This is a genomic window from Streptomyces sp. AK08-02, assembly GCF_033795085.1.
Lineage (GTDB): Bacteria > Actinomycetota > Actinomycetes > Streptomycetales > Streptomycetaceae > Streptomyces > Streptomyces echiniscabiei.
Map to the genome: position 1 here is coordinate 318,658 of NZ_JARAZV010000013.1, position 24,214 is coordinate 342,871.

Genomic DNA, 24,214 nt, shown 5'->3' on the forward strand with positions numbered 1-24,214 from the left:
TGCGCGACAAGCCCCCACCGGGCCCGCGGACGAAGAACCACGGACCTGGCGGAGCCCTCAGTGGGCGGAGCCTGCCGTGGCAGGCGGCAGTTCGACCGCCACACCAGGATCCCCCGCGTCGGCCGTGTAGTCCGACGCGGTCGTCTCGTCCACACCGTCCGGCGCCTTCAGCGCCTTCAGTACGAAGGTGAGAACCACGGTGACGACGACGTTCAGGACGAACGCCGTCAGGCCGATGTAACCGATCTCACCGATCCCGGGGATCTCCTTCGAGCTGCCCCCGAAGTGCTTCTGCGTCGGAGACGCGACCCCGTACGCCGCCAGCGTGCCGTACAGCATGCCGACCGCCCAGCCGGCCAGCAGGGCCCAGCGGTGGAACCAGCGGGTGAACAGGCCGCCGACGAGGGACGGGAAGGTCTGCAGGATCCAGATGCCGCCCAGCAGCTGGAAGTTGATGGCGACCGTCTTGTCCATCGTCAGGACGAAGATCAGCGCGCCCACCTTCACCAGGAGGGACACCAGCTTGGAGACCTTGGTCTCCTGCGCCGGGGTCGCGTCCGGCTTGATGAAGTCCTTGTAGATGTTGCGGGTGAAGAGGTTCGCCGCCGCGATGGACATGATGGCCGCCGGGACGAGCGCCCCGATGCCGATCGCCGCGAAGGCCACGCCCGCGAACCAGGACGGGAACATGTCCTCGAAGAGCTGCGGGATCGCCAACTGCGGGTTGGTGACCTTGACTCCGGCCGCGATGGCCATGAAGCCCAGCAGGGCGAGCAGCCCCAGCATCAGGGAGTACAGCGGCAGGATCGTGGTGTTGCGGCGGATCACCTCACGGCTTCTGGAGGAGAGCGTCGCCGTGATCGAGTGCGGGTACATGAACAGCGCGAGCGCGCTGCCCAGCGCCAGCGTGGCGTAGGTCCACTGGCCGGCCTCGGCCGGGACCAGTGCGCCCGCCTTCGCGGCGGTGTACTTCTCGCTCGCCGCGCCGAAGACCTCGTCGAAGCCGCCCAGTTTGATCGGGATGTAGATGATCGCCACCGCGATGACGATGTAGATCAGCGTGTCCTTCACGAACGCGATCAGGGCGGGGGCCCGCAGACCCGAGGAGTACGTGTAGGCCGCCAGCACGCCGAACGCGATCAGCAGCGGGAGGTCCTTCACGAACCAGTTGGTGTCCTCGCCGCCGCCGACGCCCATGACGTCCAGGACCGCCTGGATGCCGACCAGTTGGAGCGCGATGTACGGCATGGTCGCGAGGATGCCGGTGACCGCCACCGCCAGCGAGAGGCCCTTCGAACCGAAGCGCCCACGTACGAAGTCCGAGGTGGTGACGTAGCCGTGCTTGTGGGAGACCGACCACAGACGGGGCAGGAACGTGAAGATCAGCGGGTACACCAGGATCGTGTAGGGCACCGCGAAGAAGCCGGCCGCGCCCGCCGCGTAGATCGCCGCCGGTACGGCCACGAAGGTGTACGCGGTGTAGAGGTCGCCGCCGAGCAGGAACCAGGTGACCCAGGTGCCGAACGACCGGCCGCCCAGGCCCCATTCGTCGAGGCTGTGCTCGTTCTCGGCCTTGCGCCAGCGCGCGGCCATGAAGCCGATGACCGTTACGGCCAGGAAGAAGATGATGAAAACGGTGAGTGCCACGCCGTTCACGCCGTCGTTCACGAGTCCGCACCACCCTTCGCGGAGGCACGGGCGCGCTGGTCACGCCGCCAGAGCTGGTAGGCGGTCATCGTCAGCGCGGTGGACACGAACACCCACAGCATCTGGTACCAGTAGAAGAACGGGATGCCGATGAACGCCGGATCGACCTTCGCGTACGAGCCGACCCACAGCATCGCGACGAAGGGTGCGAAGAGGCAGAGCCCGATGACGACGCGCATAGGAGTCACCACCGGTGGGTCTGCCGCCGGTTGTCTCACTTCTGGCGCTTCTGACATGTCACAGCTCCGTCCCCTCACTGACCGCATGCGATTACCTGTGATCACTTGTGCAACGCGCAGGAAATCTACGGGACGGCTTCGCTTTATGGAACCGTGCCGGGAGGTCGGGCGGGAGCGTGTTCTGTCGTCGGGTGGCCCTACTCGACGGGCCGCTTGAGCCGTGCCACGAACTTGTACCGGTCCCCCCGGTAGACGGACCGCACCCACTCCACCGGCTGCCCGGTCCTGTCCAGCGAGTGCCGGGACAGCATCAGCATCGGCAGGCCCACGTCGGTGCCCAGCAGGCCGGCCTCGCGCGGGGTCGCCAGGGAGGTCTCGATGGTCTCCTCGGCCTCCGCGAGGTGGACGTCGTACACCTCGGCGAGGGCCGTGTAGAGGGAGGTGTACTTGACGAGTGACCTGCGCAGGGCGGGGAAGCGCTTCGCGGAGAGGTGGGTGGTCTCTATGGCCATCGGCTCACCGTTCGCCATCCGCAGGCGCTCGATCCGCAGGACGCGCCCGCCCGCCGTGATGTCGAGCAGTTCGGCGAGGGTGTCGTCGGCGGTGATGTAGCCGATGTCGAGGAGCTGCGAGGTGGGTTCGAGGCCCTGGGCGCGCATGTCCTCGGTGTACGAGGTGAGTTGCAGCGTCTGGGAGACCTTCGGCTTGGCGACGAAGGTGCCCTTGCCCTGGATGCGCTCCAGCCGGCCCTCGACGACCAGTTCCTGCAGGGCCTGGCGGACGGTGGTGCGGGAGGTGTCGAACTCCGCCGCCAGCGTGCGCTCGGGCGGGACCGGGGTGCCGGGCGCCTGGGTCTCCGTCATGTCGAGCAGATGCTTCTTCAGACGGTAGTACTTGGGCACGCGCGCGGTGCGGACGGTAGGCCCACCCTCGTTCTCCGCGCTGCTCACCTCGGTGCTCATGCTCCGCCTTCCCGGCTTCCGCAGCCGCTACGGCCGGCGTCCCGCCGGTCCACCTTCACATCGTGGCACGACCGGCGCCGCGATTGACCTGTGAATGGTCTCGTCGGCCCTTCGCGCGCTCCGTGATCCCTCTGTATACCTTCACGCCCCCCGCTGGTCTAGTCCACGGCAGGGAAAGTCCCGCCCAAGCTCGCGCCCCGGTGCTCTTGAGAAGTGGTCTACCTCGAATCGGGGAGATGTGCAGGCTATTTCCGTCACTTTCTTACTTAAAGGTTCCTGCATATGTAGCTCGCATAACGGCTGGTCAAAGGCGTTCCTACCCCCTTGACACCCTGTTTGGTCTGAGCCAAGCTCCGCCTACTGGTCTACACCATTGGTCCAGCTCCCTGAGGAGGTTGGCGTGAAGCGCAAGCTGATAGCCGCGATCGGTATCGCGGGCATGATGGTCTCCATCGCGGCATGCGGGGACAGTGACGGCGGAAGCTCGGACAACACCGGCGCCGACGCCAAGGAGCTGACCGTCTGGTTGACCGTGGACGCGCAGAACAACTGGCCCGAGCTGGTGAAGGCCGCCGACGCCACGCTGACGAAGGCGCACCCCGGCATCAAGATCAACCACGAGTACTACGGCTGGCCCGACAAGAACGCCAAGCTCGACGCCGTCCTGGCCACCGACAAGGCCCCCGACGTGGTCGAGATGGGCAACACCGAGATGCTCGGCTACATGGTCAAGGGCGCCTTCGCCCCCCTCGACCCGGCGAAGTTCGAGAACTCCGCCGCCTGGCTGGACGGCCTCAAGGCCTCCGTCACCTACGACGGCAAGACCTACGGCGTCCCCTACTACGCCGGTGGCCGCGTCGCCAACTGGCGCAAGGACGTGGCGGCTTCGGTCGGCGTCAAGTCGGTGCCGAAGACGTACGCCGAACTCACCTCCGACCTGGACAAGATCCAGAAGAAGGAGGGCGGCAAGTACAACGCCTGGTACCAGCCCACCCGCGACTGGTACGCCGGTATGTCCTTCGTGTACGACGCCGGCGGCTCGATCGCCGAGGAGTCGGGCGGCCAGTGGAAGGCGAACCTCTCCTCCCCGGAGTCCGTCAAGGGCCTCACCGAGTTCAAGAACGTCATCGACAAGTACATGCACGGTGACAAGACCAAGGACGAGTCCGACCGCTACATCGTCTACGGCCAGGGCCGGACGAGCATGATCTTCGCCGCTGCCTGGGAGGGCGCGACCGCGGAGACGCCGGAGAACGACAAGACCGGCAAGCTCAAGGGCAACACGGAGAACTTCGTGATGCCCGGCCCGTCCGGCAAGAACATGCCGGTGTTCCTGGGCGGCTCGGACCTCGCCGTGCCGGTGAAGTCGAAGGCGCAGACGGTCGCCGCCGAGTGGATCAACGCCTACACCGGAGCGAGCGGCCAGAAGGGCCTGATGGCCAAGGGCAACCTGCCCAACAACAAGACCGACCTCGCCACCCTGAAGAACGACCCGGCGACGGCGGTCCCGGCCACGGCGGCGGAGTCCAACTGGTTCGTGCCGATGGCACCGGGCTGGGGCCAGGTCGAGAAGGCCCAGATCCTCCAGACGCTGCTGCAGAACATCGGCACCGGCAAGGAGACGGTCGAGGCCGCCGCGAAGGAAGCGGACGCGGCGATCGACAAGGTCATCAACGTCAAGTAGCGACCGACGCGGGGCCCTGTCACGGGGAGGGCCCCGCTCGCCCGCCAGCTGAAGAACCTGTTCGACAGCAACGACCGTACGACCTGAGGGACCGCTGAGGAGCGCGCGGATGAGTGCCGCTGACACGACCACACCTGCCAAGCTGCCGCCGTCGGCACGGCACGACCCACCAGCGCCGCCGACCGGCCAGGAAGCCCCGCCGAGAAGGCGGACGCCGAAGGCCACCGCCGCGATTCCGTGGGCCCTGCTGGCGCCCTGTCTGCTGATCCTCGCGCTGGTCCTCGGCTACCCCCTCGTACGTCTGGTCACCCTGTCGTTCCAGAAGTTCGGGCAGTCCCAGCTGTGGGGCTTCCAGCCGGCCGAGTCGGTGGGCTTCGACAACTTCAGCACCGTGCTCGGCGACAGCGAGTTCTGGGACGTCGTCGTCCGCACCATCGTCTTCGCCGGCGGCTCGGTGATCCTCACGATGGTCGCCGGCATGCTGATCGCACTGCTGCTCCAGCGGGTCAGCGGCTGGATGAAGACGCTCATCAACATCGTCCTGGTGGCCAGTTGGGGCATGCCGATCATCGTGGCGACCACCGTCTTCAAATGGCTGTTCGACTCCGACTACGGGATCGTCAACGCCCTGCTGAGCAGGCTCCCGGGCGTCGAGATGATCGGCCACAACTGGTTCGCGAGCGGGCCGCAGGGCCTGGCCGTGATCATGCTGCTCGTCGTCTGGGGCGCGGTGCCGTTCGTGGTCATCACGCTCGGCGCGGGGCTGACCCAGGTCCCGAAGGAACTGGAGGAGGCGGCCCGGCTCGACGGCGCGGGCGCCTGGGGCGTCTTCCGTTACGTCACCCTCCCCATCCTCAAACCGATCATCGTGATGCTCACGACCCTGTCGGTCATCTGGGACATGGGTGTGTTCCCCCAGGTCTTCGTCATGCGGGGCGGCCACCCGGAGGCCGAGTTCCAGCTCCTGACCACCTACTCCTACGACCGCGCCTTCGCCGTCAACGACTACGCCCAGGGGTCGGCGATCGCCCTGCTCACCGTGGTGCTGCTGCTCGGTGTCGTCGCCGTCTACATGCGCCAGATGCTGAAAATCGGAGACGTCGAATGAGCGGAATGAGCGGAATAGGTGGAATGACCAGCATGAGCACGGCGACTGTCTCCGGTCCCCGCAAGTCCAGGGCCGGCTGGAACCTCCTCGGCCTGTTCGTCTTCCTGACGGCCGGATTCCCCGTCTACTGGATGCTGAACACGGCGGTCAAACCGGCGAAGGACGCGATCGACCCCGACCCGAGCCTGCTGCCGACGGGCTTCACCCTCGCCAACTTCCGCCGCGCGCTGAACATCGCCGACTTCTGGGGCCCGGTCGGCCGCAGCCTCATCGTGTCCCTGACGGTGGTCGTGATCGGCATCGTGGTGGGCATGCTGGCGGCCCTCGCCATCTCGCGCTTCGCCTTCCGCGGCCGGAAGATCGTCATCGTCGGCATTTTGGCCGTGCAGATGGTCCCCCTGGTCGCGATGATCATCCCCGTGTTCCTGCTTCTCAACGACCTCGACCAGTACGACCGGCTGTCCGGCCTGATCATCACCTACCTCACCTTCATCCTTCCGTTCACGGTGTGGACCCTGCGCGGCTTCATCGTCAACATCCCGAAGGAGCTGGAGGAGGCCGCGATGGTCGACGGCTGCTCCCGCACCACCGCCTTCCTCCGTGTGGTCTTCCCCCTCCTCGCTCCCGGCCTGGTCGCCACCTCGGTCTACGGCTTCATCCAGGCCTGGAACGAGTACCTGTACGCCCTGATGCTGATGAGCCAGAAGAACCAGACCGCGACCGTCTGGCTCGGCAACTTCACCACCAAGCACGGCACCGAGTACGCCCCGATGATGGCCGGCTCCACGATGATGGCCGTGCCGATCGTCGTCCTCTTCCTCCTAGTCCAGCGCAAGATGGCCGCGGGCCTGACCGCGGGCGCCGTGAAGGGATAACCCCCACCGATGACGACCCTCGCCCGCCGCCCCGACACACTCACCCGTGACGCGCTCACCGTCCTCCAGCCCGGCTTCACCGGCACCACCGCCCCCGACTGGCTGCTGCGCCGCCTCGGCGAAGGCCTCGCCTCCGTGGGTCTGTTCGGCCGCAACATCACCTCCCCCGACCAGCTGGCCGCCCTCACCGCCCAGTTGCGCGCCGAACGTGAAGACGTCCTGGTCGCGATCGACGAGGAGGGCGGCGACGTCACCCGCCTGGAGGTCCACACCGGCTCCTCCTTCCCCGGCAACCACGCCCTGGGCGCGGTGGACGACGTCCGGCTGACCGAGCAGGTGGCGCACGAACTCGGCCACCGCCTCCGTTCCTGCGGGGTCAACCTCAACTGGGCCCCGTCGGCGGACGTCAACTCCAACCCCGCCAACCCCGTCATCGGCGTCCGCTCCTTCGGCGCCGACCCGGAGCTGGTCGCCCGCCACACCGCGGCCTACGTCACCGGTCTCCAGGCCGCGGGCGTCGCCGCCTGCACGAAGCACTTCCCGGGTCACGGCGACACCTCGGTCGACTCCCACCACGCCCTCCCGCGCATCGACGCGAGCCGCTCCATGGTCCTCGACCGCGAGCTGTCCCCCTTCCGCGCGGCGATCGCCGCCGGCACCAGGGCGGTGATGAGCGCCCACATCCTGATCCCGTCGCTGGACCCCGACCGCCCGGCGACCCTCTCCCACCCCGTCCTCACCGACCTCCTCCGGGGCGAACTCGGCTACACCGGCCTGATCGTCACCGACGGCATGGAGATGCGGGCCGTCGCGGGCACGTACGGCATCGAACGCGGCAGCGTCCTCGCCATCGCCGCCGGCGCCGACGCCATCTGCGTGGGCGGCGGGCTCTCGGACGACGAGACGGTACGCCGTCTGCGCGACGCCCTGATCGAGGCCGTACGCACCGGTGAACTCCCGGAGGAACGCCTGGCGGACGCGGCGGAACGCGTGCGGACCCTGGCCCGCTGGACGGCGGCACCGCGGGAGCCCGGCTCCACGGGGCTCACGGACATCGGCCTCCAGGCCGCCCGACGCGCCGTGGAGACGACGTATCCGGCCGGCTCGGCCCCGTTCGAACCCCTCCGGGAGCCCCCGTACGTGGCCGCCCTCACCCCGGTGGCGAACTTCGCCGTCGGCAACGAGACCCCGTGGGGTGTGGCCGCCGAGCTGGTACGTCTTCTGCCCGGCACCCGCACCGGCACCTTCACCGGCGAGGAGGCGGCGCGGGCGGCCCTGACCGAGGCGGGCCCGAGCCGCGTCGTCGCCGTGGTCCGCGACGAACACCGGCACCCGTGGATGTCGGCCGCCCTGGACACCCTGCTCGCCGCCCGCCCCGACACGATCGTCGTCGAGATGGGCGTCCCCCAGTCCCCCCGACGGGGCGCCGCCCACCTGGCGACCCACGGCGCGGCCAGAGTCTGCGGACGCGCGGCGGCGGAGATCATCGCGGGGGAGTGACCCGTACGACGACGAAGGCGCCGGTCCCCTCCGGAGGGGACCGGCGCCTTCGTCGTCAGGCCTGTTCTCTCGGTGCCAGCCACTCCTGGAGCTCGATCAGGTTCCCCTCCGGGTCCGCCAGATGGGCGACCCGCATCCGGTCGCCCATCGGACCCGGGCCCCGGAGGAACTCCGCGCCGCGTGCGGAGAGCTCGGCGTGGGCCGCGTCCAGGTCGTCCACCCGGAGCACCACCAGCGCGCGGTGCCCGTCCGGCTCCGCCCCCAGCCGCTCCAGCAGGCCGGCCATCTGTGCCCGGTCCTGCAGCGCCACGGCGGCGTGCCCGGTGTCCGGGCTGAGCTTGGCGTACGGGCCGCTCTCGGCCTCGAACTGCGGCTTCAGCCCGAGCACGTCCCGGTAGAAGCGGTAGACAGCGGGGAAGTCGGACACCAACAGGCGTATCTGGGTGAGTTCCATACGGATCTTTCTAGCCCAGAGCCTGCCCCGGATTCCGCCGACCCTGGTTTCCCGCGTCGGAGACCTGATGAACCTGGGAGACCCTAGATCCCTTGCCAGTCGGGCTTGTTGACGAAGGTGTGCCGGAAGTAGTCGGCCAGCTTCAGCTTGGAAGCGGCTCCCTCGTCGACCACCACCGTGGCATGCGGGTGCAGCTGGAGCGCCGACGCCGGACACACCGCGGCCACGGGCCCCTCCACCGTCGCCGCCACCGCGTCCGCCTTGCCCTCACCCGTCGCGAGCAACACCAGGTGCCGCGCCTCCAGGATCGTGCCGATGCCCTGCGTGATGACGTGATGGGGGACCTGGCCGATGTCGCCGTCGAAGAACCGTGCGTTGTCGATCCGGGTCTGCTCGGTCAACGTCTTGATCCGGGTCCGGGACGCGAGAGAGGAGCACGGCTCGTTGAACCCGATGTGTCCGTCGGTCCCGATCCCCAGCAGCTGGAAGTCGACCCCGCCGGCCTCCGCCAGCGCTCTGTCGTACGCCTCGCACGCTCCCCGTACGTCCTCGGCGGTCCCGTCGGGCCCGATGAACGCGTCCATCCCGATCCCGAGCGGCTCCAGCACCTCGCGCCGCAGCACCGAACGGTACGACTCCGGATGGTCGGCCGGCAGCCCCACGTACTCGTCGAGCTGGGCTATGCGCGCCTGGGACATCTCCACGTCACCGGAGGCCGCCCGGGCCGCGAGCGCCTGGTAGACGGGCAGCGGGGTCGAGCCGGTGGCCACGCCGAGCAGCGCGGTCGGCTTGCGCCGGAGCAGCTGTGCGACGGCCCCGGCGATGAGCTCGCCACCCGCCTTGGCGTCCGGAACGATGACAACTTCCACGCTGGGCCTGCCGATCTGGAGAAGCGCTCAAGAGGCGTACGGGGGAACCGTGTGGTTTAGACCAATCTAACAGAGCGGGGTTTCCCGGCCCAGGCTCCCGGTAGGTGAACCTCGCCACCGACGATGCTCGCGGAAATTGCCCTGCCGATCCGGCCCCGCACATGAACCAACAAGGCTAGGCTGCATGGTGGATGCTGGGACGTCCGACTAGTTCCCACGGGCGGTTCTGAGGCATCCGAACTGCTCGCGAACCCACAGCGACAAACAATCTCCAACGCATGGACACGGCTTGTGGTCTAGTCCACAATGGCCAGAGAAGCGTACGATCGATCAGCTGTACGTAAGACCAGAGCCTCCGTCTTCCCCGCACAGGAAGACGGATCGAGGAACCGGGGCTCTCTGCCCTGACTGCGCCGGCTCCTCATCCATCGGCCGACCGGGACCGCACACCCCACGGCCGTTGCTGCTCCGGGCTGCGGTGCCGGGAGGGCTGAGGGTCCCTCTCAGGCGCCGCGGCCCGCGGGTGTTTCCCGGGCCGCATCGAGCCCCGCCCCCAGCCATGGTTTCCGGCCAGGTCCGGACCGACGGGTACGCTCGCACACGTGCCCTCCATGAACGAACTCGTACGCCAGCACACCGCGCTCAGTGACTCCGACCTGGAGTGGCTGCACCTGCTGGTGTCGGAGTGGCAACTGCTCTCCGACCTCTCCTTCGCCGACCTCGTCCTGTGGGTTCCCACCCGCGACGGCACGCGCTATGTCTCGGTCGCCCAGATGCGGCCGAACACCGGTCCGACCTCGTACCAGGACGACATGGTCGGCCATCTCGTCCCCCGTGGCCGCCGCCCCCTGCTGGACGCGGCTCTGGACGAGGGCCGGATCGTGCGCGAGGGCGACCCGGAATGGCGTGAAGAGGTCCCTGTCCGTGTCGAGTCGATCCCCGTGCGCCGGGAAGGCCGCGTCCTCGGGGTCATCGCGCGCAACACCAACCTCCTCACCGTCCGGACCCCGAGCCGGCTGGAACTGACGTACCTCCAGAGCGCCTCCGATCTCGCCCAGATGATCGCCGCCGGATCGTTCCCCTTCTCGAACCAGGTGGTCGACATGGACGCCTCGCCGCGTGTCGGCGACGGACTGATCCGGCTCGACGCCGACGGCATCGTCCAGTACGCCTCGCCCAACGCGCTGTCCGCGTACCACCGGCTCGGCCTCGCCTCCGACCTCGTCGGTCAGCACCTGGGCGTCACCACGGCCGAACTCGCTCCGTCCCGGGGGCCGGTGGACGAGGCGCTCTCCAAGGTCGCCAGCGGCTGGGCGCCGCGCGAGTTCGAGATCGAGTCCGTCGACGGGGTCATCCAGTTCCGCGCCATCCCCCTCAAGCCCAAGGGCACACGCATCGGTTCACTCGTCCTGCTCCGCGACGTCACCGAACTGCGCCGTCGCGAACGTGAGTTGATCACCAAGGACGCGACCATCCGGGAGATCCACCACCGCGTCAAGAACAACCTCCAGACGGTGGCGGCCCTGTTGCGCCTCCAGGCCCGGCGTATCGAGTCGGAGCGCGGGCGCGAGGCCCTGGAAGAGGCCGTACGGCGGGTCGGGTCGATCGCGATCGTGCACGAGACGCTCTCCCAGAACCTGGACGAACGGGTGGAGTTCGACGAGATCGCCGACCGGGTGCTCGCCATGGTCTCCGAGATCTCGCCGGGCACGGTCACCGGCCGGCGCACCGGCCGCTTCGGCATTCTGGACGCGGAGGTCGCCACCCCGCTCTCCATGGTGCTGACCGAGATCCTGCAGAACGCCCTGGAGCACGGCTTCGGACCGGGCGACACGGGCTCGGTCGAGGTCTCGGCGGTACGAGGCGGCACGACCAAGGAGTCCCGCCTCCTCGTCACCGTCCAGGATGACGGCGTCGGTCTCCCCGAGGGCTTCGACCCACACCGCTCGGGCAACCTCGGCCTGCAGATCGTACGGACGCTGGTGGAGGGGGAGTTGGGCGGCACGTTCGACATGGTGCCCGCTCCCGAGCGGGGTACGCAGGTGATCCTCGACATCCCGGTACGCGCCAACAAGTAGTCCGCGCGGCGCGATCGGCCCCGGCACAGAGATGAGCCCCAGCACAGCGATGAGCCCCGGACCATGGAACGGTCCGGGGCTCATATGCTTGTTCGCGCGGTTGCTATGCGCATCGGGGGCACTGCGCGCTGCGGCTCGGGGGCGGGAGATGCGTACTCGCTGTACGCGCCGCCAAGCTCAGGCTGTTACGGGGTGGGTTGTCAGGCGGTTGCCTGGCGGGCCCGGTTGCGGGCGGCGCGACGCTTCATGGCACGGCGCTCGTCCTCGCTGAGACCACCCCAGACGCCGGAGTCCTGGCCGGACTCAAGCGCCCACTGCAAACACTGCTCCATGACGGGGCAGCGGCGGCAGACGGCCTTGGCTTCCTCGATCTGCAGCAGCGCAGGACCGGTGTTGCCGATGGGGAAGAAGAGTTCCGGGTCTTCCTCGCGGCAAACGGCGTTGTGACGCCAGTCCATGGCTGCTACCTCTCCTTGGTATTACATGCACGTTGCTTGTGAATGTGAACGCTTTCACGAATCCCTCAACAAGTGAAGGGCCGATCATCAGACGGACTGATGTCGTCCTTGAAGTGAGGAGGGGTTCTGGCTCTCTGTGGTGGCCGGTGTTGCGGGCCGTCCCGATCGCCACTTAGAGACTCGCAAACCTCAGCGGCGGATACAACCCCTACCGGAAAGTTTTTTTTGATTCCTCGGTGTCGGCTCAGTCACAGCCGTACTTCCATGGGGTGGACCCTGGCCTAAACGTTCGAGTGGAAGGACTTTAGCCCGTTCCGCTCACACAATCACACGCAGTGCACGGCGTACGCCTGTGAACGTCACGCTCGTTCGCAGTCCCAGGTGGTCGCCGTCCATCTGGAGGGGCAGAGGGACCTTCGAATGCAAGGTGAAGTCCGTCAGGTCGTGCAGGGCCGTGGCATGCCTGCCATGGGGTCCCCGGTCGGGGGACGAAGTGAGCAACTGCATGCCATACCGGGCAACCGCACCCGTCGACATACGGCTGAGACCGAGTACGTCGAGGGCGGTATCGAACGAGGCCTTAGGTGAGGCGTACACCGGACGATTACCCAGATACGTCCAGGGGGACGTGTTGCAGACTATGGACAGCACCAGATCCGTCACCGGGTCGGCGCCCGGCTGTTCCAGCGTGATCGTGCCGTGCCGGCGATTGGCCTCGCCCAGGAATTGCCGCACAACTTGCCGCAGGTAAAGGGAATGTGTGGATTTACGGCCGCGTTCCCGCTGTTGCTCCACGCGCCCGATCACACCGGCGTCGAATCCCAGGCCCGCACAGAACGTGAACCAGCGCTCCGGCACCGACTCGTCCTCGGTCCCCGGGGTGCCTTTCGCGACACCGAGGCCCACCGTGCGTTCCCGGTCCTCGCGCAGGGCGTCCAGCAGGACGCCGGTGGCCTCCACGGCGTCGTTGGGCAGCCCGAGGGCGCGGGCGAAGACGTTCGTGGAGCCGCCGGGGACCACGGCGAGGCGGGGCAGCCGGTCCGGGTCGGGCCCGTTGTGCAGCAGGCCGTTCACGACCTCGTTGACCGTCCCGTCGCCACCGAGAGCGACGACCAGGTCGATGTTCTCGCTCTCCGCCGCCTGCCGGCCGAGATCACGCGCGTGCCCCCGGTACTCGGTGGTGACCGCCTCGAGTTTCATCTCGCTCGCGAGAGCGTGGGTCAGCACATCGCGCGTACGGGCGCTTGTGGTGGTAGCCGCCGGATTGACCACGAGAAGTGCACGCATGCGATGCAGGGTACCTACCCGGTGGTACTCGGCCCAGGGCAGGTATGGGATCGGTAAGAGCAGGGGGAGCGTGAGCCGGGGCGCCGTATGAAACTGCGGGTGCGTTGTGGCTGGTCGCGAGGTTCCCCGCGCTCCTCAGGGGCGCGGGGCCGAGCGCCCCTGAGGTCCAGGGCTACCCTTCTTGGGTGAGCGCTCAGCAGAACCCTGCCCCGGAAACCCTCGTGTCCACGGAGTCGCGACCCCTGCGGCTGACCCTCGCGGCCGTGCTCGCCGCCCTGGAGGGGCTCGCTCTGCTGGTCGGCGGGGCCTTCGTCCTCGTTCTGGGGCTGACGGGCGATCCGGACGACCGGCAGCAGGCCGTCACCGGCGGTATCACCCTGATCGTGCTCGCTCTGCTGCCGCTGCTGGCCGCGCGCGGGCTGCTGGGGCGGCGGAGCTGGAGCCGGGGGCCCGCCGTCATCACGCAGATCATGGCGCTGCCCGTCGCCTACAACCTGCTCCGGGCCGACAGCATGGCCATTCCGGGCGGGATCGTGCTGGGGGTGGTGGCGGTCACCGCGCTGGTGCTGCTGGTGAACCAGGAGACGACCCGGGCCCTCGGGATCCGGGGGCCCGGCAACGCGTCGGAGTGACCCCAGGGTCTACTCCTCCACGAGCAGCCGCTCCCGCAGCTGGGCGAGCGTCCGCGCCAGCAGACGTGAGACGTGCATCTGGGAGATGCCGACCTCCTGCGCGATCTGCGACTGCGTCATGTTGCCGAAGAAGCGCAGCAGCAGGATCCGCTTCTCCCGGGGCGGGAGATCCTCCAGCAGCGGCTTGAGGGACTCGCGGTACTCGACGCCCTCCAGGGCCTCGTCGTACGAACCCAGGGTGTCCGCGACCGCGGGGGACTCGTCGTCCGTGTCGGGGACGTCCAGGGATAGCGTGGAGTAGGCGTTGGCGGACTCCAGGCCCTCCAGGACCTCCTCCTCCGAGATGCCCAGCTTCTCGGCCAGCTCGTGGACCGTGGGGGAGCGGCCGTGCCGCTGCGAGAGCTCCGCCGTCGCCGTGGTGAGCGAGAGCCGCAGCTCCTGGAGCCTGCGCGGGACGCGGACCGCCCAGCCCTTGTCACGGAAGTGCCGCTTGATCTCGCCGACGACCGTCGGGGTCGCGTATGTCGAGAACTCGACGCCGCGGTCCGGGTCGAAGCGGTCGACCGACTTGATCAGACCGATGGTCGCGACCTGGGTCAGGTCGTCCAACGGCTCACCGCGGTTGCGGAAGCGGCGCGCGAGGTGCTCGACGAGCGGGAGATGCATACGCACCAGCCGGTTGCGCAGCTCCGCGTACTCGGCACTGCCGTTCTCCAGCGCGCGCAGCTCGTAGAACAGGGCACGCGCTCCGCTGCGGTCCGTCGGAGAGGTCGAGGTGACCTGCACCGCCGGCTGTGCGCCCTGCGCGTCGTCTCGTTCGTGCTCGCTCATCGTCCCGCCTGTCGACCTTCCCTGAGCCCGCGCGTCGGCGGGGACAGGGGAGACCTCACTCGGCCCTTCCAGGGGCGCACTCTGCACGGCACCTTCCCGATCCAGCTGCCCGTCGTCCATGAAGCCGGCCTCCGGCGGGTTGTCCTCCGGGTGTGGCCGGGCCTGCTCGGGGATGCCGGAGATACCGGCGATGCCGGAAGCGGCGTCCGCCGTGCTCCGCGGCCCGTCCGGGCCGCCGCCGCCCGCCCCGGGCAGCTCCCGTGTGCCGCGCTCTTCGTCCCGCACCGGCCCGTCCCCGTTCCTCACGCCGGCCCGGGTCCCGCGCCGCGCTTCTTGTGGAGACTGATCGACACGGTCTTGTCCTCGGCGACGGTCGAGTCGACCTGGCCCGCGAGGGCCGACAGGACGGTCCAGGCGAAGGTGTCGCGCGCGGGGGCGTGACCGTCCGTGGTCGGGGCCGAGACCGTGACCTCCAGGGAGTCGTCGATCAGTCGGAACACACAGCTGAGTACGGAGCCGGGCACGGCCTGCTGAAGCAGGATCGCGCAGGCCTCGTCCACTGCGATGCGCAGGTCCTCGATCTCGTCGAGGGTGAAGTCCAAACGGGCCGCGAGGCCGGCCGTAGCCGTACGCAGCACCGACAGGTAGGCACCCGCGGCCGGCAGCCGGACTTCCACGAAGTCCTGGGTCGCGGGCTCGCCTGCGAACTGGGACACCCTCACCTCCAAGGTGGTACAAGCTCTTTCGGGGGCCGAGGGTCGCCCCCCGGGGTAACGCGATACGTGGTTCAGCGGTGACGCTACCGCGCTCCGGACTTTCCTGTCCCGGGACCCCAGCCCCTTGCCGTCACTCATAGTAAACCTATGGATACGCACAGTGGCTAGAGGTCTGGCGGGCCCAATTGGGAAGAGCGCGCGCCGGGTTGACGTACCCAGGCGTCAGACGGTCGAACCGTCCGGATCCAGGGTCACACGATTACGCCCTCGGTCACCAATGCCCCTGCTCACACGGGTGCGGGGCCGGGTGGGCGGCGACTCGGGGCTTCCGCGCCGTCATACGAGGACGTGGTCGACGAAGCACCAGCGCCAGCTCTCGCCGGGTTCGAAGGTCCGCATCACCGGGTGACCGGTCTCCTTGTGGTGTTCTGTCGCGTGACGGTTCGGCGAGGAGTCGCAGCAGCCGACATGGCCGCATTCCAGGCACAGACGCAACTGCACCGGGTGGGTGCCGGACGCCAGGCACTCCGGACAGGTCTCGCTCTTGGGCTCTGGTTCCGGAAGGGGCAGCGCGTCGGCATGCGTGCACTGTTTCATGATTGCCAGGTTACGACGGGCTGTGCGGAAAGCCGCGCGGAAGCCGAAGCGCACGAAGACGGAGCGGGCGGAACAAGAGTGGGCGGACTGAGAGTGGGCCGAAACCGATGCATGTGATGCCACTGCTCCTGCTGGTCGCGGGAAGCGCCGCCATTGCCGCCGCGGCCCGCCGCACCCCTGTCCCGCCTCCGCTGCTGCTGGTCGCGGCCGGCCTGCTGTTCGCGTACGTCCCCGGGGTACCCGACTACGCGCTCGACCCGCACATCGTCCTGCCGCTGATGCTGCCCCCGCTGCTGTACACGGCGGCCGTCGACAGCTCGTATCTCGATCTGCGCGCGCAACTGCGGCCCGTGGCACTGCTGTCCGTGGGGTACGTGCTCTTCGCGACGCTCGCCGTCGGCTGGGCGGCCTATCTGATCGTGCCCGGACTGCCCCTCACCGCCGCGCTGGTGCTCGGCGCGGTCGTGGCCCCGCCGGACGCCGTCGCGGCCACGGCGATCGCGCGCCGGGTCGGACTGCCGTCGCGGGTCACCACCATCCTCCAGGGCGAGTCCCTGGTGAACGACGCCACCGCGATCACCGCCTACCGCGTCGCCCTCGCGGCGGCCGTGGGGGAGGGCGCCACCTGGGCGGGCGGAATCGGTGAGTTCCTGCTCGCGGCGGTCGGCGGCATCGGTATCGGACTTCTCCTGATGGTGCCGATCCACTGGCTGCGCAGATGCCTGCGGGAAGCGCTGCTGCAGAACACGCTGTCCCTGCTGATCCCGTTCGCGGCGTACGCGGTCGCCGAGGAGGTGCATGCCTCCGGGGTTCTCGCCGTGGTGGTCGTGGCGCTGTATCTGGGACATCGCGCGTGGGAGGTCGATTTCGCGACCCGCCTCCAGGAGGAGGCGGTCTGGAAAATGGTCGCCTTCGTTCTCGAGTCGGCCGTCTTCGCCCTGATCGGGCTGCAGCTGCCGGTCGTCATGAAGGGGCTCGGGGAGTACGAGGGTGTCGACGCCGCCTGGTACGCGATCGCCGTCTTCCTCGTGGTCGTCGTCACCCGGTTCGCCTGGGTGTACCCGGGGACGTTCGTGCCCCGGCTGCTGTCGGCGCGGATCAGGGAGCGGGAGCCGAACCCGACCTGGCAGGGCGCGTTCGTCATCTCCTGGGCCGGGATGCGGGGGGTCGTCTCGCTGGCCATCGCCTTCTCGATCCCGCACACGGTGGAGGGCGGCGAGGAGTTCCCGGGACGAAACCTGATCCTCTTCCTGACCTTCACGACGGTCATCGGCACGCTGGTCGTCCAGGGGTTGACGCTGCCTCCGCTGATCCGGCTGCTGAAGCTGCCCGGACGTGACGCGCAGGCCGAGACGCTCGCCGAGGCGAACGCCCAGGCGCAGGCGTCCAGGGCGGCACAGGGGCGCCTGGAGGGCCTGCTGGAGGACGAGAGCAACGCGCTGCCCCCTCCGCTGGCCGACCGGCTGCGCATGGTGCTGGAACGCCGCCAGAACGCGGTCTGGGAGCGGCTGGGTTCGGTCAACCCGGTGACCGGCGAGACGGTGGACGACACGTACCGGCGGCTGTCCCGCGAGATGATCAGCGCCGAGCGAGAGGTGTTCGTGCGGCTGCGGGACGGGCGCTACATCGACGACGAGATGCTGCGGACCCTGCTGCGACGGCTGGACCTGGAGGAGGCGGCGGCGTTCCGGGAGGCCGAGTAGGGCGGGTGCGGCACCCGGATCGCGGTCCGGTGGCTCACGGGAACGGGCGCCCGGTGATCACCGCCGCGACGGTGGTCCCGTTCGCGAAGGCGCCCTCCTCGGCGAGGGCGACAAGTCCGTACAGCATCTTGGCGACATAGAGACGTTCCACCGGTACGTCGTGACGGGCCTCGAAGTCGTCGGCGAAGGCGTGCAGTTCGGGGGTCGTACGGGCGTAGCCGCCGAAGTGGAAGCGGTGGTCGAGGGTCCACGAGCCGCGGGGCCCGCCGAAGGTGAGGTCCTGGAGGGCCCGTATCTCCGCGTCCAGGAAGCCCCCCTTGAGGACCGGTACGCCGAGGGCGCGCTGCTCGGGGGCGAGGCCCGCGGCGAGGCCGGCGAGGGTGCCGCCGGTACCGCAGGCGACCGCGACGACATCTGCGTGGCCGCGCAGTTCCTCACCGAGGGCGCGGCAGCCGCGCACGGCGAGCGGGTTGCTGCCGCCCTCCGGCACGACGTGGGCGTCCTCGGCCCCGGCCGCCCGGAGGACGGTGGCGAGGGTGTCCGGGTCGGCCTTGCGCCGGTAGGTCGATCTGTCGACGAAGTGCAGGCGCATGCCGTTGGCCGCGCAGTGGGCCAGTGAGGGGTTGAGGGGGCGGTCGGCGAGTTCCTGGCCTCGGACCACACCGACCGTGGGCAGGCCGAGGAGGCGGCCGGCGGTGGCTGTGGCGCGCAGATGGTTGGAGTAGGCGCCGCCGAAGGTGAGGATCGGGCGTCCGGCGGCGGCTTCCAGGTTGGGGACCAGCTTGCGCCACTTGTTGCCGATCAGATCCGGATGGATGAGATCGTCACGCTTGAGGAACAGCCGGAGGCCGCGTTGTGCGAAGCGGTGGTCGGCGAGTTCCTGGAGAGGGGTGGGTAGGGGCACGGGCCCATTCTCGCGGGGGCGAGGAATTCCTACTTCAGACGGTCCCGCACCCTGTCCCTCAGCCACTGCATACCGAAACCCCGGGGATCGATCTTTCCGGGCTGCCATTCGAGGTGGCCGATGACCGACCGCTCCGTCCAGCCGTGGTGACGGCACAGTGCGGCGGCGACCTTCTCGACGGCGTCGAGCTGGGCCGGCGGCCAGGGATCCTCGCCGTCGCCGAGGTTCTCGCACTCGAAGCCGTAGAAGTGACGGTTCCCGTCCGTGTTGGCCTCGTTGTCCGGCGGCAGCGCCTTCTCCGCGATCACCGCGCGCAGCACGTCGTCGTCACCCAGGCCCGCGTGGTTGGCCCTGCCGTAACCGACCAGGTGGACGCGCCCGTCCTTGGTGATGACGCCGTGGCACAGGGGGCCGGGCAGCTCCGCGTAACCCTCGCGGCAGAGTTCCACCGTGTACTCGCTGCCCCGGGTCGCCGTGTGATGGATCATCACGCCGTGGACCGGGCCCCAAGGACCCTTGTGGTTGCGGTTGTGGTGGGCCCAGTCGCCGACTTCGACGACGTCGACGCCTTCTTCCCTGAGCCGGTCCAGAAAGTCGCCGGCGGACATGGGTGGGGCCATGACCGTCTCCTTCGCCGCACGCCGGCCACCGGTCGTGACCGCCTCGTACCGCAGCTTGTACCGGAATCCAGCGGTCGAGGTCGAATTGTTCGTACGGCGTGCGAGCCGATCCGGTCAGTGACGCCGAATTGGCGTCACCGGCCGTCACTGGCGCAGAAACGCGTCCCCGTTCACCGCGATGTGGCTCTCCAGAGCCTGCAGGGCCCGCTGCGTCGCGTCAGGTGAACCGCTGCCGCGCCGCTCCGCGTAGTACGCCGCGCCCACTTTCTTGAGCAGGTCGGCGCCGGCCCGCTGGGCCTGCACCTCGTCGAGCTTCTGCTTGCCCTGCGTCAGGCCGCGCTGTGCCTGTTCCTTGGCGCGGTCCAGGAAGCCTGCCATCGAATCTCTCCTGTTCGTCGTCCGTCGAATACTCAAACGGCCCGCCCGATCTTGAAGTTCCCCGTACGGGGTAATTCCTGTTCGCCGGGTCGAACGAGATGGCGAAGAACCTCTTTGTGCCCACTTCGGAGATGATCCATTCCCGCTCATTCGTGTAATAGCACTGCCCCGTTCGGTGCGGAAGGCTGGTGCGCGCAGGCGTCCGACGCCGAGTGCACCCGAGGGGGGCGACGCGTCGGCGCATTACGCGTTATTGGGAGGGCAGTTCCATATGTCGGTAGGCGAAGAGATCCGCACGGAGCAGGACAAGCCGCAGCAGAGTCTCGGCACAACGGCCGCGCGGAATCTGGCCACCACCACCAAGTCCGTACCCCAGATGCAGGAGATCAGCTCGCGCTGGCTGCTGCGCATGCTTCCCTGGGTGAACGTGCAGGGTGGTACATACCGGGTGAACCGACGGCTCACCTACTCCGTGGGAGACGGCCGTCTGACGTTCGTGAAGACGGGTGACCGCGTGGAAGTGGTCCCCGCCGAACTGTCCGAGCTGCCGGCCCTGCGTTCCTACGAGGACGAGGAAGTGCTCTCGGAGCTCGCCCGGCGCTGCCAGCAGCGGGAGTTCACACCAGGTTCGGAGATCGCCTCGTTCGGCAGCCCGAACGACGAGGTGTTCCTGCTGGTGCACGGCAAGGTCGAGAAGATCGGCACGGGTCCGTACGGCGACGACGCCGAACTCGGCATGCTGGCCGACGGGGCGTATTTCGGGGACCAGGCGCTGCTCGACCCGGACGCCCTGTGGGAGTACACGGCCCGCGCGGTCACCGCGGTCACCGTGCTGACACTCTCCCGTCAGCACTTCGAGCAGGTCGCCGAGCGCGCCGACTCGCTCAGCGGGCACCTCCAGGAGCTGCGAGCGATCCCGGAGCAGAACGCCAACAAATACGGTGAGAGGGAGATCGACCTCGCGGCCGGTCACCGCGGCGAGGCGGACATCCCGCGCACGTTCGTCGACTACGAGGCCAGCCCCCGCGAGTACGAACTGAGCATCGCCCAGACCGTACTGCGCATCCACTCGCGCGTCGCCGACCTCTACAACCAGCCGATGAACCAGACCGAGCAGCAGCTCCGGCTGACGGTCGAGGCACTGAAGGAGCGCCAGGAGCACGAACTCGTCAACAACCGGGAGTTCGGACTGCTCAGCAACTGCGAGTACGACCAGCGACTCCAGCCGCACGACGGTGTGCCCAGCCCCGACGACCTGGACGAACTGCTCAGCAGGCGGCGCGGGACCAAGTTCCTGCTGGCGCATCCGCGGGCGATCTCCGCGATCGGCCGTGAGCTGAACAAGCGCGGCCTCGTCCCCGAGACGATCGACATGAGCGGCAACCGCATCCCCACCTGGCGCGGGGTGCCGATCTTCCCGTGCAACAAGATCCCGGTCACCGAGGCCCGTACGACCTCGATCATCGCGATGCGCACCGGCGAGGCCGAACAGGGGGTCATCGGGCTCCAGCAGGCCGGAATCCCGGACGAGATCGAGCCCAGCCTGTCCGTGCGGTTCATGGGCATCAACGAACAGGCGGTCATCAACTACCTGGTGACGGCCTACTACTCGGCGGCCGTCCTGGTACCGGACGCCCTCGGCGTGCTGGAGAACGTCGAGATCGGCCGCTGGCGATGACCCCGCCCCACGGCCCGGCCGAGACCATCGGGACTCTGGACCCGGAGAGGCGGAACTCCATCGGCAGTCCGGCTCGGAGGCGTGCGGAGAGATCCCCGGAGTCCGGGGGACGGGAGCGGCCGGCCGTGGGAGCAAGGCACGACGCGGGGCAGGACGACCTCCCCGCACAGGTACGGGGGAAGGGCGAGGCACAGGTTCAGCCCGCCGGGGCGGACGGGCAGGACGCCGAGCTCATCCTGGAGCGGGCCCGGGCCGTCGTCGATCCCGTGCTGCGCGGGGCGATCGAGTCGCTGCCCGGGGCCATGCGCCGCGTCGCGCTCCACCACTTCGGGTGGGAGCACGCGGACGGCAGTCCGGCGGCGGGCAACGCGGGCAAGGCGATCCGCCCCGCGCTCGTGCTGACCGCGGCCGCGGCACTCGGCGGCCGACGGGAGCCGGCGGTACGGGCGGCTGCCGCGGTGGAGCTGGTGCACAACTTCACCCTGCTCCACGACGACGTCATGGACCGGGACACCACCCGCAGACACCGGCCCACCGCGTGGACCGTGTTCGGCGACGCCGACGCGATCCTCGCGGGAGACGCCATGCACGCCCTGGCGATGCGGCTGCTCGCCGAGGACCCGCACCCCGCGTCCGCCACCGCCGCGGCCCGGCTCGCGTCCTGCGTGGTCGAACTGTGCGAGGGGCAGCACGCGGACACGGCCATGGAGAAGCGGGGCCCCGGCGAGGTCACCCTCGACGAGTGCCTCGTCATGGCCGAGGCCAAGACGGGCGCGCTGCTCGGCTGCGCCTGCGCCCTCGGGGCGCTCTACGCGGGCGGATCGGCCGCGGACGTCGAGGCGATGGACGCGTTCGGCCGGGAGGCCGGGCTCGCCTTTCAGCTCATCGACGACGTGATCGGGATATGGGGGGACCCGAGCCGCACCGGCAAGCCGGCCGGGGCGGATCTGGTCGCCCGCAAGAAGTCCCTGCCCGTGGTCGCCGCGCTGGCCTCCGGCACACCGGCGGCCAGGGAACTGGCCGAGTTGTACGCGGTCCCGTACGACGAGGGGCAGGAAGGGGCGCTGGAGCGGACGGTGCTGGCCGTCGAGCGGGCGGGCGGCCGGGACTGGGCACAGCTCCAGGCGGCCGACCGGATGGCCCGCGCGATACACGAGCTGTCCCGTGCGGTCCCCGACCCGGAGGCGGCCGGCGGCCTCCTGTCGCTCGCCGAGTTCGTGACCCGCCGCACCACCTGAGGCCCCGGAGACACCCGCCACCCGCGGCGGGGCGCACGGCCCTGACTCCGTGCTCTCCGAGGCGGCGCTCCGGCGGCGGGTCCCGCACATCCCCACGGTGTGCGGGGCCCGTCACATCTCGCACACCGGTTACGCTCAACCGCCATACGATCAACGGTGGTTGAGACAAAAGGGGCGGGCATGGGCGTGGCGATACGGACGGCGGGCGAGGACGACCGGGAGCTGGTGGTCCGACTGCTGGACGAGGCGTTCCAGGACGATCCGGTGAGCGGCTGGGTCTTCCCGGAGCAGGGGCACCGCCGCGCGACGCATCCCAAACTGATGGCCGCCTTCCTCGACATCGTGCTCGCCGAAGGACGCGTCGACCTCACCGAGGACGGCACGGGGTGCGCCCTGTGGCTGTCCGTCCCCGCCGACGCACACCCGGAGAACGAAAACGAAGGAGCGGCGGAGGAGAACGGCGACGCGGCCCGGTTGCGCGAGGCCGTCGATCCCGACAACGAGCGCGTGGAACTGATCGGGCAGCTCACGGCCGCCATACACCCCTCCGACCGGGCCCACGAATACCTGTGGATGATCGGCGTCGCGCCGGACAGCCAGGGGCGGGGGCTGGGCGCGGCTCTCGTCCAGCACGTCCTGGAGCGCTGCGACCGCGAAGGAGTGGCCGCCTATCTGGAGGCGAGCAGCGCCCGCAGCCGCACGTTGTACGAGCGCCTCGGCTTCGTCCACCTCGGCCGCCCCCTCGACCTCCCGGACGGCCCCCGGATGTGGCCCATGTGGCGCGAGCCCCAGGCCTGATCCCCACTCCACCATCCCCTCCCGGACACTCCACGCCTTCGTCCGCGAAAAGAGAGCGGAAAGAGAACGGCATGCGAAAGCTCACCTACTTCGTCGCCTGCTCGATCGACGGCTTCATCGGGGACGAGAGCGGCGACGCCTCCTTCATGTATCCCTTCGTCGACGAGCCGTTCCTGGAGTTCCTGCGGACGGAGTACCCCGAGACCATCGCCACCGCCGGCCGCCGCGCCCTCGGCCTCGACGACCTCCCCAACCGCCGCTTCGACACCGTCGTCCAGGGCCGGGCCAGCTACGAGGTGGCCCTGAAGGAGGGCATCACCAGCCCGTACGCACACCTGCGCGAGTACGTCGCCTCGCGCACCCTGCGGGAGTCGCCCGACCCGCACGTCGAGATCATCGCCGCCGATCTGGCCGCCAGGGTCCGCGGACTCAAGGCGGAGGACGGCGGGCTGGGCATCTACCTGTGCGGTGGATCCCATGTCGCGGGTGAGCTGCACGACGAGATCGACGAACTCGTCATCAAGACGTACCCGATCGCCCTGGGCACCGGCATGCCGATGTTCGGCACCGGCTTCGACGTCTCGGAGTTCGTCCTCGACGAGCTGCGCCCGTTCAAGAACGGAGTGCTCGTGCGGACGTACCGCAGAAAGCGCTGAACCGGCGGGGGAGCGCCCCGGCCGGTCCCGCAATACCCTGAGGGCATGGGCAGAGACGAGCACGACTGTCCCGTCTGCGGACAGCATGTGACCACGGTGGTCAGGCGGTACAAGACCCTGGGCGCCTGGGTCCCGAAGTGGGTCGCCGGACCGTGCCGGAACACCGAGTGCGAGGCGTACGTCGATCCGGCCGCCGAGGCCGAGGACGGCTCCGGGGAAGCCGTCCGACCACGGCGGCCCGAGCCGACGGAGCGGTCCTGACGTACCTGGTGACGGTGTGCGGGACGCGGGCGGACCAGGAC

General features: G+C 69.1%; 25 protein-coding genes. 12 read left to right on the forward strand and 13 right to left on the reverse strand.

The genetic code is table 11. The features are described from left to right. Positions 1–57: 57 nt before the first annotated feature. From mctP to PV734_RS27845, 3 genes are all read right to left on the reverse strand, one after another. Positions 58–1,668, reverse strand: coding sequence for a monocarboxylate uptake permease MctP (gene mctP / locus PV734_RS27835; RefSeq protein ID WP_319092060.1), 1,611 nt, complete (start codon positions 1,666–1,668; stop codon positions 58–60). Then, positions 1,665–1,943: a DUF3311 domain-containing protein gene (locus tag PV734_RS27840; protein WP_319092059.1), complete on the reverse strand. Its 279-nt coding sequence runs from the start codon at positions 1,941–1,943 to the stop codon at positions 1,665–1,667. Before PV734_RS27840 ends, mctP begins: the two co-directional genes overlap by 4 nt. Before the next feature lie 140 nt (positions 1,944–2,083). Next, a complete protein-coding gene (locus PV734_RS27845) occupies positions 2,084–2,848 on the reverse strand; it encodes a GntR family transcriptional regulator (protein WP_044472682.1) in 765 nt (254 codons plus the stop codon). Between the two features lie 400 nt (positions 2,849–3,248). On the opposite strand from PV734_RS27845, the gene PV734_RS27850 reads away from it, so the two are divergent. The 4 genes from PV734_RS27850 (at position 3,249) to PV734_RS27865 (ending at position 8,015) form a co-directional block, all read left to right on the forward strand. Next, complete coding sequence (locus tag PV734_RS27850) at positions 3,249–4,532, forward strand: extracellular solute-binding protein (RefSeq protein WP_319092058.1); 1,284 nt, start codon at positions 3,249–3,251, stop codon at positions 4,530–4,532. Between the two features lie 109 nt (positions 4,533–4,641). Further along, entirely contained in the window at positions 4,642–5,640 is a 999-nt protein-coding gene (locus tag PV734_RS27855; protein WP_319092057.1) for a sugar ABC transporter permease, read from the forward strand. A 32-nt stretch (positions 5,641–5,672) separates the two neighbouring features. Then, positions 5,673–6,515, forward strand: coding sequence for a carbohydrate ABC transporter permease (locus PV734_RS27860; protein ID WP_319092056.1), 843 nt, complete (start codon positions 5,673–5,675; stop codon positions 6,513–6,515). 9 nt (positions 6,516–6,524) lie between these two features. Beyond that, positions 6,525–8,015 (forward strand): glycoside hydrolase family 3 protein, encoded by a 1,491-nt coding sequence (locus PV734_RS27865; RefSeq protein ID WP_319292537.1) that lies wholly within the window; start codon positions 6,525–6,527, stop codon positions 8,013–8,015. A 55-nt stretch (positions 8,016–8,070) separates the two neighbouring features. Here PV734_RS27865 and PV734_RS27870 read toward each other — a convergent pair whose 3' ends face one another. Further along, positions 8,071–8,469 carry a VOC family protein gene (locus tag PV734_RS27870; protein ID WP_319092054.1) on the reverse strand — a complete coding sequence of 133 codons (399 nt, stop codon included), beginning with the start codon at positions 8,467–8,469 and terminating at the stop codon, positions 8,071–8,073. Positions 8,470–8,552: 83 nt separating this feature from the next. Then, on the reverse strand, positions 8,553–9,338 hold the full coding sequence (gene nagB, locus PV734_RS27875) for a glucosamine-6-phosphate deaminase (RefSeq protein ID WP_319092053.1): 786 nt from the start codon (positions 9,336–9,338) through the stop codon (positions 8,553–8,555). A 602-nt stretch (positions 9,339–9,940) separates the two neighbouring features. Between nagB and PV734_RS27880 the strand changes: the two genes are divergently transcribed. Continuing rightward, entirely contained in the window at positions 9,941–11,416 is a 1,476-nt protein-coding gene (locus PV734_RS27880; RefSeq protein ID WP_319092052.1) for a PAS domain-containing sensor histidine kinase, read from the forward strand. A gap of 200 nt (positions 11,417–11,616) precedes the next feature. Here the strand turns inward: PV734_RS27880 and PV734_RS27885 are convergent, their stop codons facing one another. Together PV734_RS27885 and PV734_RS27890 are read right to left on the reverse strand one after the other, a co-directional pair. Further along, positions 11,617–11,874 (reverse strand): WhiB family transcriptional regulator, encoded by a 258-nt coding sequence (locus PV734_RS27885; protein WP_006380970.1) that lies wholly within the window; start codon positions 11,872–11,874, stop codon positions 11,617–11,619. Between the two features lie 318 nt (positions 11,875–12,192). Further along, positions 12,193–13,161 carry a diacylglycerol/lipid kinase family protein gene (locus PV734_RS27890; protein ID WP_319092051.1) on the reverse strand — a complete coding sequence of 323 codons (969 nt, stop codon included), beginning with the start codon at positions 13,159–13,161 and terminating at the stop codon, positions 12,193–12,195. A gap of 185 nt (positions 13,162–13,346) precedes the next feature. Here PV734_RS27890 and PV734_RS27895 point away from each other — a divergent pair, with 185 nt between their 5' ends. Then, positions 13,347–13,793 (forward strand): hypothetical protein, encoded by a 447-nt coding sequence (locus PV734_RS27895; RefSeq protein WP_319092050.1) that lies wholly within the window; start codon positions 13,347–13,349, stop codon positions 13,791–13,793. A gap of 9 nt (positions 13,794–13,802) precedes the next feature. On the opposite strand, the gene PV734_RS27900 is transcribed toward PV734_RS27895, so the two are convergent. From PV734_RS27900 to PV734_RS27910, 3 genes are all read right to left on the reverse strand, one after another. Continuing rightward, complete coding sequence (locus PV734_RS27900) at positions 13,803–14,930, reverse strand: RNA polymerase sigma factor SigF (RefSeq protein ID WP_319092049.1); 1,128 nt, start codon at positions 14,928–14,930, stop codon at positions 13,803–13,805. Continuing rightward, positions 14,927–15,340 carry a hypothetical protein gene (locus tag PV734_RS27905; protein WP_006380964.1) on the reverse strand — a complete coding sequence of 138 codons (414 nt, stop codon included), beginning with the start codon at positions 15,338–15,340 and terminating at the stop codon, positions 14,927–14,929. The genes PV734_RS27900 and PV734_RS27905 overlap by 4 nt, the downstream gene beginning before the upstream one ends. 336 nt (positions 15,341–15,676) lie before the next feature. Then, a complete protein-coding gene (locus PV734_RS27910; protein ID WP_006380972.1) occupies positions 15,677–15,937 on the reverse strand; it encodes a UBP-type zinc finger domain-containing protein in 261 nt (86 codons plus the stop codon). A gap of 107 nt (positions 15,938–16,044) precedes the next feature. On the opposite strand from PV734_RS27910, the gene PV734_RS27915 reads away from it, so the two are divergent. Beyond that, entirely contained in the window at positions 16,045–17,640 is a 1,596-nt protein-coding gene (locus tag PV734_RS27915; protein WP_319092048.1) for a Na+/H+ antiporter, read from the forward strand. 34 nt (positions 17,641–17,674) lie between these two features. Here the strand turns inward: PV734_RS27915 and PV734_RS27920 are convergent, their stop codons facing one another. The 3 genes from PV734_RS27920 to PV734_RS27930 all read right to left on the reverse strand — a co-directional run bounded on the left by PV734_RS27920 (position 17,675) and on the right by PV734_RS27930 (position 19,542). Further along, on the reverse strand, positions 17,675–18,544 hold the full coding sequence (locus PV734_RS27920) for a 1-aminocyclopropane-1-carboxylate deaminase/D-cysteine desulfhydrase (protein ID WP_319092047.1): 870 nt from the start codon (positions 18,542–18,544) through the stop codon (positions 17,675–17,677). A gap of 29 nt (positions 18,545–18,573) precedes the next feature. Next, on the reverse strand, positions 18,574–19,164 hold the full coding sequence (locus PV734_RS27925; protein ID WP_319092046.1) for an N-acetylmuramoyl-L-alanine amidase: 591 nt from the start codon (positions 19,162–19,164) through the stop codon (positions 18,574–18,576). 144 nt (positions 19,165–19,308) lie between these two features. Further along, entirely contained in the window at positions 19,309–19,542 is a 234-nt protein-coding gene (locus PV734_RS27930; RefSeq protein ID WP_319092045.1) for a hypothetical protein, read from the reverse strand. 271 nt (positions 19,543–19,813) lie between these two features. On the opposite strand from PV734_RS27930, the gene PV734_RS27935 reads away from it, so the two are divergent. The 5 genes from PV734_RS27935 to PV734_RS27955 all read left to right on the forward strand — a co-directional run bounded on the left by PV734_RS27935 (position 19,814) and on the right by PV734_RS27955 (position 24,173). After that, positions 19,814–21,220: a family 2B encapsulin nanocompartment shell protein gene (locus PV734_RS27935; protein WP_006380620.1), complete on the forward strand. Its 1,407-nt coding sequence runs from the start codon at positions 19,814–19,816 to the stop codon at positions 21,218–21,220. A 125-nt stretch (positions 21,221–21,345) separates the two neighbouring features. Next, a complete protein-coding gene (locus PV734_RS27940) occupies positions 21,346–22,458 on the forward strand; it encodes a family 2 encapsulin nanocompartment cargo protein polyprenyl transferase (RefSeq protein ID WP_319092044.1) in 1,113 nt (370 codons plus the stop codon). Positions 22,459–22,638: 180 nt separating this feature from the next. Continuing rightward, positions 22,639–23,256 (forward strand): GNAT family N-acetyltransferase, encoded by a 618-nt coding sequence (locus PV734_RS27945; protein WP_319092043.1) that lies wholly within the window; start codon positions 22,639–22,641, stop codon positions 23,254–23,256. 71 nt (positions 23,257–23,327) lie between these two features. Then, positions 23,328–23,912: a dihydrofolate reductase family protein gene (locus tag PV734_RS27950; protein ID WP_319292538.1), complete on the forward strand. Its 585-nt coding sequence runs from the start codon at positions 23,328–23,330 to the stop codon at positions 23,910–23,912. 45 nt (positions 23,913–23,957) lie between these two features. Further along, positions 23,958–24,173, forward strand: coding sequence for a hypothetical protein (locus PV734_RS27955; protein WP_319092041.1), 216 nt, complete (start codon positions 23,958–23,960; stop codon positions 24,171–24,173). The last annotated feature ends 41 nt before the right edge of the window (positions 24,174–24,214 follow it).